The following is a 16,644-nucleotide window of genomic DNA, read 5'->3' on the forward strand; positions in this document are numbered from 1 at the left end:
CCGGTCAGGAGGTGCCGGTGCGCCGTTCGAGGCGGGTGCCGTCGCGAAGGGTGATCGACATCAGATCGCTGGGGGCGTCCAGTTCCAGGCGATGCCAGCGGCCACGGGGGACGATCACGGCGGCGCCTGCCCGCAACCGCACCATGTCCTCGGCCCCGCCCGGCGCCTCGGGGCGGAAGTAGAGGCGGACGCCGCCGGTGAGGCAGCACACCGCTTCCTCGGCCTGCGGGTGCATCTCCCAGTGGTCGGCGTGGACGTCGGCGTCGCTCGCCACGTGGAACGCGGCGATCTGCCAGGCGCCGGAGCCGCTGCCCGCCATCTGCCGTTCGACGGCTCGGACATCGCCGTCGGGGCGGAAGTGCAGGGCCGAGGCGAACAGGTCGATGGTGGTGTTCGTCATGACGGTGTTCCTTCCCAGTGGTTCTCCGCGTGGTGGGTGGAGCGCGGAACAGGGGTGACGGTTCGGCGGCGGGGCAGTACACCGAGGGCCACGACCGCCGCGAGCACGAAGACGGCGGCGGTGATGGCCAGGCCCAGGGCGTAGCCCTCGTTGAGGGCGGTGGGGTCGGTGGTCGTGCCGGTACGGTGCGCGGCGATGGTGGCCAGGGCGGCCAGGCCGATGCAGCCGCCGAGTTGGCGGGAGCTGTTCATGAGGCCGCCGGCCATGCCGGCCTCGTGCGGGGCGACGCCGGTGGTCGCGGCGGCGGCGACCGGGGCCAGGACCAGCCCGGCGCCGACGCTGGTGACGAGGGACGGGCCGAGCACGTCGGTGAGGAAGCCGCCGTCGGGGCTGATCAGGGCGAACCAGGCCAGGCCCGCGGCGGCCAGCAGGGCGCCGGGCACCAGGCAGGCGCGGGGGGTGCGGGACGCGGTGACCCGGGTGGCGATGACGGTTCCCGCGACCAGGCCCAGGGAGAAGGGCAGGAACGCGGCGCCGGTCGCCGCGGCACCCATGCCCAGGACCTGCTGCAGGTACAGGGACACGAAGTAGAAGGCCGTGAACTGGCCGGCCGCGGCCAGGAACACCAGCATGTTCGCGCCGGCGACCCAGCGGCTGCGCAGCAGTCCGAGACGCAGCAGCGGTGCGGCGACCCTCGCCTCGGCGAAGGCGAAGACGGCCAGCGTCACGGCCGCGGCGGCGAGGGCCGCCCAGGTGGCCGGGGAGCCCCAGCCCAGGGTGTCGGTGCGGACGACACCGAGCACCAGCAGCCCCACTCCGCCCGTCGCCAGGACGGCACCCAGCGCGTCCAGCCTCTCACGCCGGACAGCCGGGGCTCCGGCGGGTACCCCCGCGGGGATGAGGGCCAGAGCCGCCGCGACGATGGGCAGGTTGACCAGCATGACCCAGCGCCAGCCCGCGTACTCGGTCAGCAGTCCACCCGCCAGCACACCGAGTGCGCCGCCCGCGGCGTTCACCGCGCTCCACACCCCCAGTGCCCGGACACGCCGGGGGCCTTCGGCGAAGGTGGTGGTGAGCATCGCCAGCGCGGCCGGCGCGGCCGCGGCGGCGCCCACGCCCTGACCGGCGCGTGCGGCGATCAGTTGCCAGGGGTCCTGGGACAGCCCGCCCACCAGCGAACACAGTCCGAAGGCGGTCAGCCCCAGCACGAACATCCGCCGTCGCCCGTACAGATCGCAGGCGCGTCCTCCCAGCAGCAGGAACCCGCCGAAGGCGAGCGCGTAGACGTGCACGACCCACGACAGGTCGAGCGGCGCGAATCCCAACGCCGCCCGGATCGCGGGTAAGGCGACGTTGACGACGGACATGTCCAGAGCGACGACGAACTGGGCGACGGCGGCCGCCGCCAGCACCACTCCGGGTCTCCCGTAAGAGTTTCTGTACATGTAAGAAAAGTTAGCGCCAGGGTTCGCCGTTGTCGACAGCCGGGGAGGATGGGGGCATGCCGCAACCGTCCGCACCGCGTAAGACCCTGGGCCGACCTCCCCGTATCTCCCGCGAGGAGATCATCGCGACAGCCCGCCGGATCGTGGATGAGGGAGGTGTGGGCCGGCTGACCATGCGGCGGCTGGCCGCGGAGGTCGGCAGTACGCCGATGGCGCTCTACCACCACGTCCGCGACAAGGAGGAACTGCTCGTCCTCCTGCTGGACGACTACGCCGCCCGGACCCTGCGCCGCCCGCGGCTGCCCGACCACCCCCGCGAGCGGATCGTCGTGGCCGCCACCGCGATCCACGAGGCGCTCGCCGCCTGCCCCTGGATCGTGGAGGTCCTGACCGCCGACGACCTGCTGTCCACGAGCGCGCTGTGGTTCGTCGAGCAGATCGTCGACGGCCTGGTCGGATGCGGCCTCCCCCTCGACCGGGCCGTGCACGGCTACCGCGCGATCTGGTACTACACCGCCGGGGAGATCGTGGTCAGGACGACAGCGGCCCGACGCCGCGCGGACGACGACCGTGCGACCTACCGGGAGCAGGTCTTCGCCGATCTCGACCCGAGCGAGCTACCGCGCCTGACGCAGGCCGCGGACCGTTGGGCTCCGCTGACCGCCGAGGACACCTACCGGGACGGGCTCCAGGCCCTGGTGGACGGCCTTCTCGCCCGCCGCTGACACCGCGGCCGCCCTCAGGTGCCGACAGACGACCGTCCGCCGGCAGAAGACCGCCGCGTCCGCCACCACCGGCGCGTCGGAGCACGCCCCTCCGCGCCGGGGCGCGCACGAGCCCGCCGTTCGCGCCGACGCCCCGGAGTGCGCCTGCCGTGCCGGTTTGGCGGGGTGCGCCTGCCCGCGCTGGTGTGGCGGGGTGCGCCTGTCCACGCCGGCGTTCCGAGGTACGCCCTCGGCGTGGGCGCGTTCCGGGGGCTGGGCGCCCACCCGCCGCCCGCCGGTGCCCCTGCGCCCGAGGGGTTCCCCACGGCCGGTGGCCCGGCCCGTGGGCCACCCCCACCACGGCCGCCGGCCCCCGTCGGCGCCGCCCGCCCCCGGCGCGGTCCGAAGCCCCCACCCCCGGCGCGACCCGCGGCGCACTGCCGCCCCGGTGCGGCCCATGCCGCCCGCTCATCGCCGTGCGGACCGCCGGGTCGCCGGGTGGGCCGCATCTCCACGACCGGCAACCTCCATCCTGCGGCGCACCCCGTGGCGCCCGCTCGTCGTTATGCGGGCCGCCGGGCCGCCGGGCCGCCGGGCGCTGAGCGCCGGGCCGTGGGCCGCCCCGCCACGACCGGCGCCCTCCATCCCCCGGCTCGCCCCGTAGCGCGCCGCTCGTCGACCCCGCGGGGCTCCGGGCGCCGGGCCCCGCGTAGCATCAGCCGCCCACTTTCCGGGGCCCTGCGCGCCCCCACTCCGCCCACCGGGCCTCGCGCGCCCACGCCCCGCCCGCGGCCTGTGGCCCGGCCCGTGGCGCGCACCTCCGCGGCCGGGGGTCCGCATCCCCCCACCTCTCCCCGCACGGCAGCGCCCCGCCCCCCCCGATCACACCACCGGACCCCATCCCTCACTCGTTCGAGTGGGAGGGCTGGTGGACGTGCCCGGGGGGCGTGGACGATCGGGGCAGTCGCCCCGACCACGGGTGACGGCCCGGAGAAGGGCGGTCCGTATGCTCCGTTCCAGACCTCTCAGCCCCCATGGGGTGCACCCGAACTGCCCATGGTCGCGGTGGCGCCGGTTCGGGCCGTTGCCGGCGCCCCTGCTGTGGGGCGGCGCCGCGGTGCTCTGGCAGGTGCTCTGCCCGCTGGCCCGGCTCGACGGGGCCGCCGCCCGGTTGGTCACCGGCGGGGTGTTCTGCGCGGTCGGGGTCTGCCTGGTCCTGGGTGCCCGGCGCGGGCTGCTGCGCGAGCTGCACCAGGTACGGGAGGTGGCCCGGGCCGCCCAGCAGGTGCTGCTGCGCCCGCTGCCGCCCCGGCTGGACGGGCTCGCGGTGGCCGCGGGCCAGCTCTCGGTCTCCCGGGAAGCCTCGGTCGGCGGCGACCTCTACGAGGCGGTCGCCACCCCGCACGGGGTGCGCTGCGTCATCGGGGATGTGCGCGGTCACGGCATCGGCGCGCTCGGCGCGGTCGCCGCCGTGCTGGGGAGCTTCCGGGAGGCCGCACATGACGAGGCGGAACTCGGCGGCGTACTGCGGCGGTTGAACCGGGCGCACGCCCGTCACCTGAGGGAACGGGACGGTGCGGGCGGCCCGGCCGCCGAGGAGTTCGTCACCCTGCTGCTCCTGGAGATCCGCCCCGACGGCACGGTGCTGGTGGTCAGTTGCGGCCACCCCCTCCCGTACCGCCTCGGTCCCCGCGGCGCCGAGCGGCTGACCGCCGGTGAACCGCTGCCGCCGCTCGGGGTGTTCCCGCTGCCGGCCGAGCCGCCGGTGCACCGGGCCGGTGTCCTGGCGCCCGGGGAGGCGCTGGTCCTGCACACCGACGGGGCGGAGGACGCCCGGGACGCCGCCGGACGCTTCTTCGGGCTGCGCCAGCTCCTCGACGAGAGCGCCCAGGCGGCGCCGGTGCCCCCGGCGGCCCTGATCCGGCGGGTGCACACGGCGCTGCTCCGCCACACCGGCGGGCGGCTCGCCGACGACGTGGCGCTGCTGGTGGTACGGGACGACGGCCGCCCGCCGCAGGGCCGCCCCGGCACCCTCCCGCAGCCCTGCCAGACCGGCTCGGCGCGGGAACTCCCGTACCCCTGAGGTCGTCTCGCACCCCGGCCGGGTGAGGAGCGGCCGGCCCCGTCCGCCCGCCGCGGAGTGTGGGCGGGTCAGGCGGACGGACGGTGCACGAGGGCCGCCGCGTTCTACGAGGGGGAGCCGGCGACCCGGCCGCTCTGTGCGAGACGACCAGTCAACCGCCCCGCCCGCCGCGGCGGCAGTGCGCGCGCCGCCCGGAGGCGGGTACTCCGTTCACACCCCGTGCGAACGCCGCCGCACTACGCTGTCGCCATCGGGCGGCCCGCCCAAGGGCCGCCCCGCGGCGCCCTCCCCCGCCCGGTAGGGCACCCGATCCGTCGTCAGGCCCCGCCCAGGGCACGCGACCACGAGGGGCCACCATGCAGCCCAACACCCTGCTCGACGCCCTGCTGGACGAGGCGGGCATCTCGCACGCCGGCCTCGCCGCCCATGTCAACCAGGCCGGCCGCGCCCGGGGACTGGCCCTGCGCTACGAGCACACCGCCGTCGCCCGCTGGCTGAAGGGGCAGCGCCCGCGCGGCCAGGTCCCCGACCTGATCTGCGAGGTGCTCGGCGCCCGGCTGCGCCGCCCGGTCGGCCTGGACGACATCGGCCTCGGCGTACCGGGCCAGGCGCCCGCCGCGCACGGCTCCCCGCTGTCCGGCTTCGTGGAGCGGGCCACCGCCCTGTGGCGCTCCGACGAGCAGCAGCGCCCGCACATACTGGGCGCCTCCGCCGTCACCGGCACCCCCGCGGTGATGCCGGTCTGGGAGTGGGAGAACCCACCGGAGGACACCGACGTCTCCCGCGCCGGGCAGGACCGGGTCGGGCCCTCCGACGTCGCGCTGCTGCGCGCCGCCCGCGCCCACTACGAGCTGATGTACCGAAGATCCGGCGGGGTCGCGACCCGGGCCCGGATCGTCCGGTTCCTCAACACCGAGACCGCCCCGCTGCTGCGCGGCGGCTACAGCGACGCCCTGGGCCGCCAACTGCACCGCGCCACCGGCGGACTGGTCGCGGTGGCCGGGATCTGCGCCTACGACTCCGACGCGCACGGCCTGGCCCAGCGCTACTTCCACCAGGCGCTGCGGCTGGCCAAGGCCAGCGGCGACCAGGGGCTCGGCGCCTATGTGATCGCCCTGCTGGTCAACCAGTCGCTGTTCCTGGGGGAGTTCCGGCAGGCGGTGGCCTTCGCCGAGGCCGCGCTGCGCACCGCGGGCCGGCAGATCACCCCCGCGCTCGCCGCCGATCTGCACGCCATGCAGGCCAAGGCGTACGCCCATCTCGGGGACGGCTCCGAGGCGCTGGCCTGTATCCGGCGGGCCGAGGCGGAGGCCGAGCGCATCCGGCCCGGCCGGGAGCCGGACGAGACCGGCTACGTCCAGCCGGGACTGGTCAACGTCCAGGTCGCCGAGGCGCTGCTGAGCCTGGGCGATCTGCACGCCGCGCGGGAGCACGCCACCGCCGCCGTCGCCACCCCCGCGCACGACCGCGGCCGGGTGCACCGGCTCGCCATGCTCAGCCGGATCCAGCTGCGCCAGGGCGAGCCCGACCTGGCCGCGCGCACCGCCCGCGAGATGGCCGAACGGGCCCGGGGGATGGAGTCCCAGCGGCTGCGCGACCGGTTGCGCGAGGTGCGCGGCAAGCTGGCCGCCAGCGGCTGCCAGAACGCCGAGGAGGCGGCCGAGCTGATCGACGGGGCGCTGCGCGTGCCGCTGTGACGTCCCCCGTGCGACGTTCCGCCCCGGGCCGCGGACTGCTGCGATGTTGCCATCCCCTTGTCGGAAGGTGGCAGAAACGTGCAGTGGACGAACCGATCCGAACAAACTGTGTATGAGAACCGCTGGTTCAAGGTCAACCTGGCGGATGTCGCCGTGCCCGGCGGACGCCGGCTGGACCACTACCTCATCCGGCTGCGCCCGGTGGCCGCGGCCACCGTCGTCAACCCGGCGAACGAGGTGCTGCTGCTCTGGCGGCACCGCTTCATCACCGGCAGCTGGGGCTGGGAGCTGGCCGCCGGGGTCGTCGAGGACGGCGAGGACATCGAGACGGCCGCCGCCCGGGAGATGGAGGAGGAGACCGGCTGGCGCCCCGGCCCGCTCACCCATCTGCTCACCGTGGAGCCGTCCAACGGCCTGAGCGACGCCCGGCACCATCTGTACTGGGCCGAGGAGGCCGAGCACATCGGCGAACCCGAGGACGCCTTCGAGTCCGCACGGCGGGAGTGGGTGCCGCTGAAGCTGGTCCCGGACATGATCGCCCGGGGCGAGGTCCCGGCCGCCAACATGGCGGCCGGGCTGCTGATGCTGCACCATCTGCGGCTGGGCTGAACGGCCCTGCCGCACCGCGGGCCGCCATGCCGGTCGGCGCCGGCCGGACGGCCGTCCGCTCAACGGCCGAAGGCCTGCCACACGGTCGCGGCGAGCGCGCCGGCCGCGCTCAACGCGGCCACGGCCGGCAGCGGCCAGCGGGTGTGCTCCAGCGCCGAGACGCGGGCGGCCAGCTCGGCCAGCTCGCGGTCGGCCTGGCCGTCGCGGTGGGAGTGCAGGGCGAGCCGTCCGTCGATCCGGGCGAACCCGACGTCCAGGCAGCGGCGCAGTTCGGCCAGTTCCTCGGCGGCTAAGTGGTCGGGGTCGGTGGGGGTCATGTCTCTCGCTCCTCGTGGGGCTGACGGGTACCGGGCGGTAGCGAGTCAACCCCCTCGGAGGGAGGCCGGGGGAGCGTGTGTGCGGCGCCTCTGCGCACACGCTCCGCACACCCCGTGCGAATTTTCGTGACGCGGAGTGACGGGGGCGGCACTCCCGCCCCACCCGGACTCAGTTGTACGGGTAGAAGCCGGAGCCCGTCTTGCGGCCCAGCCGCCCCGCGTCCACCATCCGCTGGAGCAGCGGGGGAGCGGCGTACAGCGGCTCCTTGTACTCGGCGTACATCGAGTCCGCCACCGAGGCGACCGTGTCCAGCCCGATCAGGTCGGCGAGCTTCAGCGGGCCCATCGGGTGGGCGCAGCCCAGCTCCATGCCGTTGTCGATGTCCTCGCGGCTGGCGATGCCCGACTCGAACATCCGGATCGCGGAGAGCAGATACGGGATCAGCAGCGCGTTGACCACGAAGCCGGACCGGTCCTGGGCGCGGATGGCGTGCTTGCCGAGCACCTTCTCCACCACCCCCTGCGCACGGCTGATGGTGCCCTCGGAGGTGGTGAGCGCCGGGATCAGCTCCACCAGCTGCTGCACCGGCGCCGGGTTGAAGAAGTGGATGCCGATCACCTGGTCGGGGCGGGAGGTGGCCACCGCCAGCTTCACCAGGGGGATGGAGGAGGTGTTGGAGGCGAGGATCGCGTCCTCGCGGGTGACCACCTGGTCGAGGACCTGGAAGATCTCGGTCTTGACCTGCTCGTTCTCCACGACCGCCTCGATGACCAGATCGCGGTCGGCGAACTCGCCGAGGTCGGTGGTGAAGGTCAGCCGGGCGAGGGTCGCGTCGCGCTCCTCCTCGGTGATCTTGCCGCGCTCGGCGGCCCGGTTCAGCGAGGTGTAGAGCCGGGTGCGGCCGAACTCCAGCGCCTCACCGGTGGTCTCGGCGACCTTGACCTCTAGCCCGCTGCGGGCGCACACCTCCGCGATGCCCGCGCCCATCTGGCCGCAGCCCACCACTCCGACGCGTTCGATGTCGGTCACATCGTGCCTTTCGCTTCAGTCCTCCGGCGGCAGGTCCCCCGTGTGCTTCCGGCGCCCGCCTCGACGCCACGACGTTACTCCGTACGCGCGGATGACGGGCGGGCCGGGGCGGGCATGCTCCGGTCGGGCGGCCATGCTCGGCCAGGACGACCCGGAAGCGAGCGGAAGCGAGGGGCGAGGCGATGCGGCGGACCAGAGGTACCACGGCACCCGGCGGAACGGCGGACGCGGCGGCCGGCGGGGCGGCCGGCGAAACAGCGGGCCGAGCGGCCGAGGCGAACTACAAGGGAGTGGCCGGGGCGATCGGCGGGGCGAACCACCAGGGAGCGGCCGGGGCGATCGGCCGGAGGGGGCTGGCGGCGGCCACCGCGGGCCTGGTGGCGGCCATGATGGCCACCGGCGGCGCGGGCGCGGCGCCCCGGCGCGGCGGCGGCCGGGACCAGGAGCGCCCGCCCGCGCCGGAGGGGCAGGGCGGGGGCGGCGGCACCGGCCGGACCTCCACCGACTTCCGCGGGATGTGGCTGGCGACCGTCACCAACCGGGACTGGCCCTCCCGCACCGGGCTCACCGCCGCCCAGCAGAGGAGCGAGCTGCTGGCGCTGCTGGACGCGGCGGTACGGCGCCGGCTGACCGCGGTGGTCTTCCAGGTGCGGCCCACCGCCGACGCGCTCTGGCCCTCCCCGTACGAGCCGTGGGCCCAGTGCCTGACCGGCACCCAGGGCAAGGACCCCGGCTGGGACCCGCTGGGCACCGCCGTGGCCGAGGCGCACGCGCGCGGACTGGAACTGCACGCCTGGTTCAACCCGTACCGGGTGGCCACCCACACCGACCGCACCAAGCTGACCGCCGACCACCCGGCCCGGCGCAACCCCTCCTGGGCGCTGCCCTACGGCGGCAAGCTCTACTACAACCCGGGGCTGCCGGAGGTGCGGCGCTTCGTGGTGGACGCCATGCTCGACGCGGTCGCCCGCTACGAGGTGGACGGGGTCCACTTCGACGACTACTTCTACCCCTACCCGGTCGCCGGGCAGACCTTCGCCGACGACGCCGCCTACCAGGAGTACGGCGGCGGCTTCCCGGACAAGGCGGCCTGGCGGCGGAACAACATCGACCAGCTGGTCCGGGAGACCGCGGAGCGGATCGCGGAGGTCCGGCCGGACGCCCGGTTCGGCGTCAGCCCCTTCGGGGTCTGGCGCAACGCCGTCACCGACCCGCTCGGCTCCGCCACCCGGGCCGGGGTGCAGACCTACGACGACCTGCACGCCGACACCCGCACATGGGCCCGGGAGGGCTGGATCGACTACATCGCGCCCCAGCTGTACTGGCACATCGGCAACGCCGCCGCCGACTACCGCACCTTGCTGACCTGGTGGGACGAGGTGGTACGGGACTCCGGCACGGACCTGTACGCGGGGGAGGCGCTCTACAAGTGCGGCGACCCGGCCCAGCCCGCCGCCTGGCAGGACCCGGCCGAGCTGTCCCGCCACCTCACCCTGGCCGCCGACCATCCGGGGGTGGGCGGGCACATCTTCTTCGCGGCCAAGGAGGTGGTGGCCGACAAGTCCGGGGCGATGGCACGGGTGGTCGCCGACCACTACTCAGCCCCGTGACTCCTCCCGGTCAGGACATCCCCGCCCCGTAATCCCTCCCGGTCAGGTCATCGCGCCGGGCCCGCTGCCCAGGGTGCCGGGCTCGCCTCCGAGTCCGGCGGGCCGCTCATGGTGCCGTACAACGCTGTCCGGGCCCGGGGACATCAGGGCCTCATGGCCGTCGTCGCGGAAGCGCACCCGGTACGGCGGCTCGCCGTCGTACCCGAGGACCTCGATGACCTCGGCGGTGCGGTCGTGCTGCCCCACGGTCCTGCCGTGCACCAGCAGCGTGTCGCCCACGGTCGCGTGCATGGGGACCTCCTCATGGCGGTGGTGGTTGATCCCCCTGTGGCGTACTTCGTCCGTATCGCGAGTGTACGTCCGGAGGCCCGGGGCGCTCACCCGTACGGGGACTTGCGCCTCGGCCGCCGCCGGACCCTCTCAGCGAACATCCCGCGCACCCCGTGACAACCCCGTCCGCTGCTGCCAGAGTCCGATCATGGACCAGACGAGCGGGCGGACGGGCGGGGCGGGGCCGGGGGAGCGGGGCGCGGCCACCGGCCCGGCGTACGAGATCTCCACCGACCCCGCCCGGCTGGACCGGGCCCGTGTCCACCACTGGCTGTCCACCGACGCCTACTGGGCCCTCGGCCGCAGCCGCGCGCACCAGGACCGGGCCATCGACGGCTCGCTCAACTTCGGTGCGTACGAGGACGGTTCGGGCGCACTCCTCGGCTACGCCCGGGTGGTCACCGACCAGGCCACCTTCGCCTGGCTGTGCGACGTCTACGTGGACCGGGCGGCGCGCGGCCGGGGGATCGGCGGCGCCCTGGTGACCGCCGTACGCGCGCGGCTGGCACCGCTCGGGCTCAGGCGGATCATGCTGGCGACCGCCGACGCGCACGGGCTCTACGCCCGGCACGGCTTCACCGCCCCGCCCGACGGCGAGTTCATGGTGCTGCCCCTCGGCTGAACCACCCGCCGGTCCTCGGCTGAACCGCCCGCCGGTCCTCGGCTGAACGCCCGCCGGTCCTCGGCTGAACCCCCGGCGCCCCTCGTGCTGAACCGCCCGCCGGTCGCGCCCCCGGCACCGGCTAGCCTTGAGCCCACGATGAACGACCGTCTGACCACGCCCTGGGGCGAGTACCGGCTCACCCGCTTCCCCGAAGACCCGCGCGAGCGGCTGCGCGCCTGGGACGCCGCCGACGAGTATCTGCTGCGGCACCTGGCCGACCCCGAGACGGCCGTGCCGTCCGGGACGGTGGCGGTGGTCGGCGACCGCTGGGGCGCGCTCACCACCGCCCTCGCCGCCCGCCACCCCGGGCGGCCCCTGGTCCAGATCACCGACTCCCACCTCGGGCAGCGGGCGACCCGCGCCAACCTCACCGCCGCCGGGATCGATCCCTCCACCGCGTCGCTGCTGACCACCCGGGACGCGCCGCCCGAGCGGGTCGACATCCTGCTGGTACGGGTGCCCAAGAGCCTCGCCCTGCTGGAAGACCAGCTGCACCGGCTGGCGCCCGCCGTCCACGAGGGCACGCTGGTGGTCGGCACCGGCATGGTCAAGGAGGTCCACACCTCCACCCTCCGGCTCTTCGAGCGGATCATCGGCCCGACCCGCACCTCGCTGGCGGTGCGCAAGGCGCGGCTGATCCTCGCCACCCCCGACCCCGGCCTGCCCCGCACCCCGAGCCCCTGGCCGTACCGGTACGAGCTGCCCGCCGACGCCGCCCGGGTCGCCGGGCGCCCGGTGGTCAACCACGCGGGGGTCTTCTGCGCCGACCGCCTGGACCTCGGCACCCGGTTCTTCCTCCGCCATCTGCCCCAGGGGCTCGACGGGCGCCGGGTGGTCGACCTGGGCTGCGGGAACGGGGTGGTCGGGCTCGCCGTCGCGGTCACCGACCCGGGGGCGGAGCTGGTCCTCACCGACGAGTCGTACCAGGCGGTCGCCTCCGCCGAGGAGACCTTCCGCGCCAACCCCGGCACCGCCTCCACCAAGGCCGAGTTCCGCACCGGCGACGGACTGGCGGACTTCGCCCCCGAGTCGGTGGACGTGGTGCTCTGCAACCCGCCGTTCCACAGCCACCAGGCGACCAGCGACCTGACCGCCCGGCGGATGTTCACCGGCGCCCGGCGCGCCCTGCGCCGAGGCGGCGAACTGCGGGTCGTCGCCAACCGCCACCTCGGCCACCATGTCACCCTGCGCCGGGTGTTCGGCAACTGCGAGACCGTGGCCGGCGACCCGAAGTTCGCCGTGCTGCGCTCGGTCAGGACCTGACCGCCGCGGCGGGCGCCCGGCCGCCGAGCCCCAGCCGGCCGGTGCGCCGCCGGTAGTAGTGCACGGTGACCGCGGTGAGCAGCGGCCCCCACAGCACCAGGGGCGCGTAGGCGGCCTGGAACAGCCAGTTGCCCCAGTCGGGGCCGTCCATCCGGGCGCCGCTCAACCAGGTGCCGACCGCCAGCACGGCGTACGTGTTGGTGGCCAGCGCCCCGAACCCGGCCATCCCCACGGCCACCCGCACCGGGACCGGCCGCCCGGCCGGCCACGGCAGCCAGGACGGCCACACCTCCCCCCAGGGCCGGACCAGTCCCAGGGTGAGGTAGGAGAGCAGCTCGGCGAGGACGGTGAGGACGATCAGACAGAGCGACCCCCAGCCGGGCGCGCCCATGGTGTCGTACTCGGACGGGGCCAGCCCCACGGGAAGGCCCACGGCGATGGCGATCCGCCACAGCCCCGAAGGGACGGTGGTCAGCGCCGCGGTCGCGGCGGCGATCCGGGCCCAGCGGGGGACGAGCGGCAGATGCGGTGTCTTCGGCATGGCCCCAGACTGGCCGGGCGGCCCACCCCCGGACATCAACTCACGGTCGCGGCCGGTTCGTTCGGGCGGCCGAGCGCGTGGTACGCCTGAGGGCTGAAGGCGATACGGATCCGGTGCCACCACCGGCCGGCGTCCATCCGGTGACCGGTGACCGGTGGCACCCGGGTCAACCACCCGGCGGCCCGCCCGCACCGCCCACCCCGGTCGCGGCGAGGGACGCGCCGACGGCCGCGCGGATGTCCTCGCCCTCGGTGAACCCGTGCCGGGTTGCCCCCACCGCGCCGCCGCCGGTCGTCGGCCGGCACCCCGCGCGGCAGCCGGGTCGCGGGGCCCGGGCTGAGCCCCCGTGGGCGCCCCCGGCGGCCGGAAAGATCCACCCCGGCGGAGGCTCCGACGTACGGTACGCATGGCCGAATGCCGGCCGGTCGGGCGGGTGGAGCCGACGCCGACGACACTGGGCAGCGGGGCCCTTCCGTCCGCCTCACACGCACATCGCGGACGCCACACCCACGTACAGACACCTATGGAGACACGATGAGCAAGGCCACGGGGAAGCCGACGGCGCACACCGGGTCGCCCGAGCCGCACGCCGCCGACAGCCATGATCTGATCCGCGTCCAGGGCGCGCGGGAGAACAACCTCAAGGACGTCAGCGTGGATCTGCCGAAGCGGCGGCTGACGGTGTTCACCGGCGTGTCCGGCTCGGGCAAGAGCTCCCTGGTGTTCGGCACCGTCGCGGCCGAGTCGCAGCGGCTGATCAACGAGACCTACAGCGCCTTCGTCCAGGGCTTCATGCCGGCGCTGGCGCGGCCCGAGGTCGATGTGCTGGAGGGGCTGACCACGGCGATCATCGTCGACCAGGAGCGGATGGGCGCCAACTCGCGCTCCACCGTCGGCACCGCCACCGACGCCAACGCGATGCTGCGGATCGTTTTCAGCCGACTCGGTGAGCCCAGCGCCGGACCGGCCTTCCACTACAGCTTCAACCAGCCCGCCGGGGCCTGTCCGCGCTGCGAGGGCATGGGCAGCGTCACCGACATCGACCTGACCCAGCTCTACGACGCGTCCAAGTCGCTCGCCGAGGGCGCCATCACCATCCCCGGCTACACCCCGGACGGCTGGCTGGTGCGGGTCTTCGCCTCCTCCGGCTTTCTGGACCCGGACAAGCCGATCCGCGACTACACCGAGACCGAGCTGCACGACTTCCTTCACCACGAGCAGACCAAGGTGAAGGTCGACAACATGAGCCTGACCTACGAGGGGCTGGTCCCGAAGGTCCAGAAGTCCTTCCTCTCCAAGGACCGGGACGCGTTGCAGCCGCACATCCGGGCCTTTGTGGACCGGGCGGTCACCTTCACCGCCTGCCCCGACTGCGGCGGCAGCCGGCTGAACGAGGCGGCCCGCGCGTCCCAGGTCGGCGGCATCAACATCGCCGACGCCTGCGCGATGCAGATCAGCGACCTGGCCGCATGGGTGCGCGGGCTGCGCGACCCGTCGGTGGCCCCGCTGCTCGCCACGCTCCAGCAGACCCTGGACTCGTTCGTGGAGATCGGGCTCGGCTACCTCTCGCTCGACCGGCCCTCCGGCACCCTGTCGGGCGGCGAGGCGCAGCGCACCAAGATGATCCGCCACCTCGGCTCCTCGCTCACCGACACCACCTATGTCTTCGACGAGCCCACCACGGGTCTGCACCCGCACGACATCCAGCGGATGAACCAGCTGCTGCTGCGGCTGCGGGACAAGGGGAACACCGTGCTCGTCGTGGAGCACAAGCCGGAGGCGATCGCCATCGCCGACCATGTGGTGGACCTCGGCCCGGGCGCCGGTACGGCCGGCGGCTCGGTCTGCTTCGAGGGCACCGTGGAGGGCCTGCGGGCCTCCGGCACCCTCACCGGCCGCCATCTGGACGACCGCGCCGCCCTCAAGGACAGCGTGCGCAAGCCCACCGGCGCGCTGGAGATCCGCGGCGCGCACGCCCACAACCTGCGGGACGTGGACGTCGACATCCCGCTCGGCGTGCTCACCGTGGTCACCGGGGTCGCCGGCTCCGGCAAGAGCTCGCTGGTGCACCAGTCGATCCCGGGCCGACAGGGCGTGGTCTCGATCGACCAGGGCGCGATCCGCGGGTCCCGGCGCAGCAACCCCGCCACCTACACCGGGCTGCTCGACCCGATCCGCAAGGCGTTCGCGAAGGCGAACGGAGTGAAGCCGGCCCTGTTCAGTGCCAACTCCGAGGGCGCCTGCCCCCACTGCAAGGGCAACGGGGTCATCTACACCGACCTGGCGATGATGGCCGGGGTGGCCACCACCTGCGAGGAGTGCGAGGGCAAGCGGTTCCAGGCCTCGGTGCTCGACCACCACCTCGGCGGCCGGGACATCAGCGAGGTGCTGGCGATGCCGGTGGCGGAGGCCGAGGAGTTCTTCAGGGCCGGCGAGGCCCGGGTGCCGGCCGCGCACGCCATCCTGCACCGGCTCGCCGACGTGGGGCTGGGCTATCTGAGCCTGGGGCAGCCGCTCACCACCCTCTCCGGCGGCGAGCGGCAGCGGCTCAAGCTGGCCACCCACATGGCCGAGAAGGGCGGCGTCTACGTGCTGGACGAGCCGACCACCGGCCTCCACCTGGCCGACGTCGAGCAGCTGCTCGGCCTGCTGGACCGGCTGGTGGACTCCGGGAAGTCGGTCATCGTCATCGAGCACCACCAGGCGGTGATGGCGCACGCCGACTGGATCATCGACCTGGGCCCCGGGGCCGGCCACGACGGCGGCCGGATCGTCTTCGAGGGCACCCCCGCCGACCTGGTCGCCGCCCGCTCCACCCTCACCGGCGAGCACCTGGCGGAGTACGTCGGCGCCTGAGTGCCGGTGCTTCGGCCCCGGGGCCGCCGGGAGGTGGGTGGTCGCCGGTGCTTCGGCCCCGGGACCGCCGGAAGGTGGGTGGTCGTCGGCGCTTCGGCCCCGGGACTGCCGGGACGTGGGTGGTCGCCGGCGCCTCGGCCCCCGTGCCCGCCGGAGAGTGCCGGTGGGCGATGAGTCCGCGCCCGCCGCCGAGTCGGTACGGGTGTCCGCACCCGTACCGAGGAGGGCACCATGCTGCCGGCCGGGAAGACGGCGATCGTCCACGGCGGTTCCGGAGCGGTGGGGGCGGCCGTGGCCCGCGCCTTCGCGCGCGAGGGCGCCGCCGTCCACCTCACCGGACGGACCCTGCCGCCCCTCGACGACACCGCGCGGCGCATCCGGGACGCGGGCGGGGTCGCCCATGCCGCGCGGCTGGACGCCACGGACCGCGCCGCCGCCGACCGCCACGCCGACGCGGCGGCGGCCGCGGGCCACGGCATCGACATCTACTTCAACGCCACCTCCCACGAGGACGTCCAGGGCAGCCCGCTCCTCGACCCGGCCCTCGCCGATGTGCTCCGCCCGGTCACCAAGGCGGTGACCACCACGCTCACCACGGCCGCCGCGGCGGCCCGGCACATGGTCCAGCGCGGCGGCGGCGTCCTGCTGGTGCCGGCCGGCGGCCGCGAGACCATCCCCGACCTGGGCGGATCGCACCTCACCTGGTCCGCCCTCACCGGTGTCTGCCGGCAGCTCGCCGCCGAACTCGGTCCGCACGGCGTCCGTGTCGCCTGGCTGCTCTCACCCGGCTCGCCCGCACCCGGCGAGGAGAACCGCGCCGACGAGAGGGCGCTCCTCGCCGAGCGTCCGGCCTACGAGGACGTGGCGAACGCCGCGGTCTTCGCCGCCTTCGACCGGGCCCGCACCATGACCGCCACCGAGCTCGACCTCACCGGCGGCCTGGTCCCGGACTGACGGCCTCCGGGTCATCACCCGTCAGCGCTCCCGGAGGCCGACCAACCACCCATCAACCGCCGACCAACCACCGACCAACCCGCTCACCAGCGGCGATGCCGGCACCCGGCCCGCATATCCCCCCAATCCTCGTTGCATAAA

15 protein-coding genes are annotated in these 16,644 nt (G+C 74.8%); 9 read left to right on the forward strand and 6 right to left on the reverse strand.

The genetic code is table 11. From position 1 onward, the window contains the following. Nucleotides 1-4 precede the first annotated feature (4 nt). Complete coding sequence (locus M1O15_RS28485) at nucleotides 5-400, reverse strand: cupin domain-containing protein (RefSeq protein WP_248637086.1); 396 nt, start codon at nucleotides 398-400, stop codon at nucleotides 5-7. After that, nucleotides 397-1,845: an MFS transporter gene (locus tag M1O15_RS28490; RefSeq protein WP_248637087.1), complete on the reverse strand. Its 1,449-nt coding sequence runs from the start codon at nucleotides 1,843-1,845 to the stop codon at nucleotides 397-399. Before M1O15_RS28490 ends, M1O15_RS28485 begins: the two co-directional genes overlap by 4 nt. A gap of 56 nt (nucleotides 1,846-1,901) precedes the next feature. On the opposite strand from M1O15_RS28490, the gene M1O15_RS28495 reads away from it, so the two are divergent. The 4 genes from M1O15_RS28495 to M1O15_RS28510 all read left to right on the forward strand — a co-directional run bounded on the left by M1O15_RS28495 (nucleotide 1,902) and on the right by M1O15_RS28510 (nucleotide 6,938). Then, complete coding sequence (locus tag M1O15_RS28495; protein ID WP_248637088.1) at nucleotides 1,902-2,570, forward strand: TetR/AcrR family transcriptional regulator; 669 nt, start codon at nucleotides 1,902-1,904, stop codon at nucleotides 2,568-2,570. 985 nt (nucleotides 2,571-3,555) lie between these two features. Continuing rightward, a complete protein-coding gene (locus M1O15_RS28500; RefSeq protein WP_372499605.1) occupies nucleotides 3,556-4,632 on the forward strand; it encodes a PP2C family protein-serine/threonine phosphatase in 1,077 nt (358 codons plus the stop codon). Nucleotides 4,633-4,988: 356 nt separating this feature from the next. Beyond that, complete coding sequence (locus M1O15_RS28505) at nucleotides 4,989-6,329, forward strand: tetratricopeptide repeat protein (RefSeq protein ID WP_248637090.1); 1,341 nt, start codon at nucleotides 4,989-4,991, stop codon at nucleotides 6,327-6,329. 78 nt (nucleotides 6,330-6,407) lie between these two features. Further along, the gene (locus M1O15_RS28510) at nucleotides 6,408-6,938 is read left to right on the forward strand and encodes an NUDIX hydrolase (protein ID WP_248637091.1); all 531 of its coding nucleotides are present in this window, start codon (nucleotides 6,408-6,410) and stop codon (nucleotides 6,936-6,938) included. Nucleotides 6,939-6,997: 59 nt separating this feature from the next. Here M1O15_RS28510 and M1O15_RS28515 read toward each other — a convergent pair whose 3' ends face one another. Together M1O15_RS28515 and M1O15_RS28520 are read right to left on the reverse strand one after the other, a co-directional pair. After that, the gene (locus tag M1O15_RS28515) at nucleotides 6,998-7,255 is read right to left on the reverse strand and encodes a hypothetical protein (protein WP_248637092.1); all 258 of its coding nucleotides are present in this window, start codon (nucleotides 7,253-7,255) and stop codon (nucleotides 6,998-7,000) included. A 169-nt stretch (nucleotides 7,256-7,424) separates the two neighbouring features. Next, nucleotides 7,425-8,285 carry a 3-hydroxybutyryl-CoA dehydrogenase gene (locus tag M1O15_RS28520; protein ID WP_248637093.1) on the reverse strand — a complete coding sequence of 287 codons (861 nt, stop codon included), beginning with the start codon at nucleotides 8,283-8,285 and terminating at the stop codon, nucleotides 7,425-7,427. 386 nt (nucleotides 8,286-8,671) lie between these two features. Between M1O15_RS28520 and M1O15_RS28525 the strand changes: the two genes are divergently transcribed. Beyond that, complete coding sequence (locus M1O15_RS28525) at nucleotides 8,672-9,895, forward strand: glycoside hydrolase family 10-like protein (RefSeq protein WP_248637116.1); 1,224 nt, start codon at nucleotides 8,672-8,674, stop codon at nucleotides 9,893-9,895. Nucleotides 9,896-9,937: 42 nt separating this feature from the next. On the opposite strand, the gene M1O15_RS28530 is transcribed toward M1O15_RS28525, so the two are convergent. Then, on the reverse strand, nucleotides 9,938-10,186 hold the full coding sequence (locus tag M1O15_RS28530) for a DUF1918 domain-containing protein (RefSeq protein ID WP_248637094.1): 249 nt from the start codon (nucleotides 10,184-10,186) through the stop codon (nucleotides 9,938-9,940). Between the two features lie 187 nt (nucleotides 10,187-10,373). Here M1O15_RS28530 and M1O15_RS28535 point away from each other — a divergent pair, with 187 nt between their 5' ends. Both M1O15_RS28535 and M1O15_RS28540 read left to right on the forward strand, forming a co-directional pair. Beyond that, nucleotides 10,374-10,847: a GNAT family N-acetyltransferase gene (locus M1O15_RS28535; RefSeq protein ID WP_248637095.1), complete on the forward strand. Its 474-nt coding sequence runs from the start codon at nucleotides 10,374-10,376 to the stop codon at nucleotides 10,845-10,847. 138 nt (nucleotides 10,848-10,985) lie between these two features. Continuing rightward, nucleotides 10,986-12,152, forward strand: coding sequence for a methyltransferase (locus M1O15_RS28540; RefSeq protein ID WP_248637096.1), 1,167 nt, complete (start codon nucleotides 10,986-10,988; stop codon nucleotides 12,150-12,152). Here the strand turns inward: M1O15_RS28540 and M1O15_RS28545 are convergent. Next, nucleotides 12,142-12,693: a hypothetical protein gene (locus M1O15_RS28545; protein ID WP_248637097.1), complete on the reverse strand. Its 552-nt coding sequence runs from the start codon at nucleotides 12,691-12,693 to the stop codon at nucleotides 12,142-12,144. The genes M1O15_RS28540 and M1O15_RS28545 overlap by 11 nt on opposite strands. A gap of 534 nt (nucleotides 12,694-13,227) precedes the next feature. Between M1O15_RS28545 and M1O15_RS28550 the strand changes: the two genes are divergently transcribed. Continuing rightward, on the forward strand, nucleotides 13,228-15,549 hold the full coding sequence (locus M1O15_RS28550; RefSeq protein WP_248637098.1) for an ATP-binding cassette domain-containing protein: 2,322 nt from the start codon (nucleotides 13,228-13,230) through the stop codon (nucleotides 15,547-15,549). A 231-nt stretch (nucleotides 15,550-15,780) separates the two neighbouring features. Next, entirely contained in the window at nucleotides 15,781-16,503 is a 723-nt protein-coding gene (locus M1O15_RS28555) for an SDR family oxidoreductase (protein ID WP_248637099.1), read from the forward strand. Nucleotides 16,504-16,644: the final 141 nt, after the last annotated feature.

Source organism: Streptomyces lichenis (genome assembly GCF_023218175.1).
GTDB lineage: Bacteria > Actinomycetota > Actinomycetes > Streptomycetales > Streptomycetaceae > Streptomyces > Streptomyces lichenis.

What these genes read in the sequence shown, in the direction of transcription:
- M1O15_RS28500 (WP_372499605.1), top strand. Translation starts at nt 3,556, where the DNA reads ATGCTCCGTTCCAGACCTCTCAGCCCCCATGGGGTGCACCCGAACTGC.
- M1O15_RS28490 (WP_248637087.1), bottom strand. Translation starts at nt 1,845, where the DNA reads ATGTACAGAAACTCTTACGGGAGACCCGGAGTGGTGCTGGCGGCGGCC.
- M1O15_RS28545 (WP_248637097.1), bottom strand. Translation starts at nt 12,693, where the DNA reads ATGCCGAAGACACCGCATCTGCCGCTCGTCCCCCGCTGGGCCCGGATC.
- M1O15_RS28530 (WP_248637094.1), bottom strand. Translation starts at nt 10,186, where the DNA reads ATGCACGCGACCGTGGGCGACACGCTGCTGGTGCACGGCAGGACCGTG.
- M1O15_RS28555 (WP_248637099.1), top strand. Translation starts at nt 15,781, where the DNA reads ATGCTGCCGGCCGGGAAGACGGCGATCGTCCACGGCGGTTCCGGAGCG.
- M1O15_RS28535 (WP_248637095.1), top strand. Translation starts at nt 10,374, where the DNA reads ATGGACCAGACGAGCGGGCGGACGGGCGGGGCGGGGCCGGGGGAGCGG.
- M1O15_RS28515 (WP_248637092.1), bottom strand. Translation starts at nt 7,255, where the DNA reads ATGACCCCCACCGACCCCGACCACTTAGCCGCCGAGGAACTGGCCGAA.
- M1O15_RS28540 (WP_248637096.1), top strand. Translation starts at nt 10,986, where the DNA reads ATGAACGACCGTCTGACCACGCCCTGGGGCGAGTACCGGCTCACCCGC.
- M1O15_RS28525 (WP_248637116.1), top strand. Translation starts at nt 8,672, where the DNA reads ATGATGGCCACCGGCGGCGCGGGCGCGGCGCCCCGGCGCGGCGGCGGC.
- M1O15_RS28495 (WP_248637088.1), top strand. Translation starts at nt 1,902, where the DNA reads ATGCCGCAACCGTCCGCACCGCGTAAGACCCTGGGCCGACCTCCCCGT.
- M1O15_RS28505 (WP_248637090.1), top strand. Translation starts at nt 4,989, where the DNA reads ATGCAGCCCAACACCCTGCTCGACGCCCTGCTGGACGAGGCGGGCATC.
- M1O15_RS28485 (WP_248637086.1), bottom strand. Translation starts at nt 400, where the DNA reads ATGACGAACACCACCATCGACCTGTTCGCCTCGGCCCTGCACTTCCGC.
- M1O15_RS28550 (WP_248637098.1), top strand. Translation starts at nt 13,228, where the DNA reads ATGAGCAAGGCCACGGGGAAGCCGACGGCGCACACCGGGTCGCCCGAG.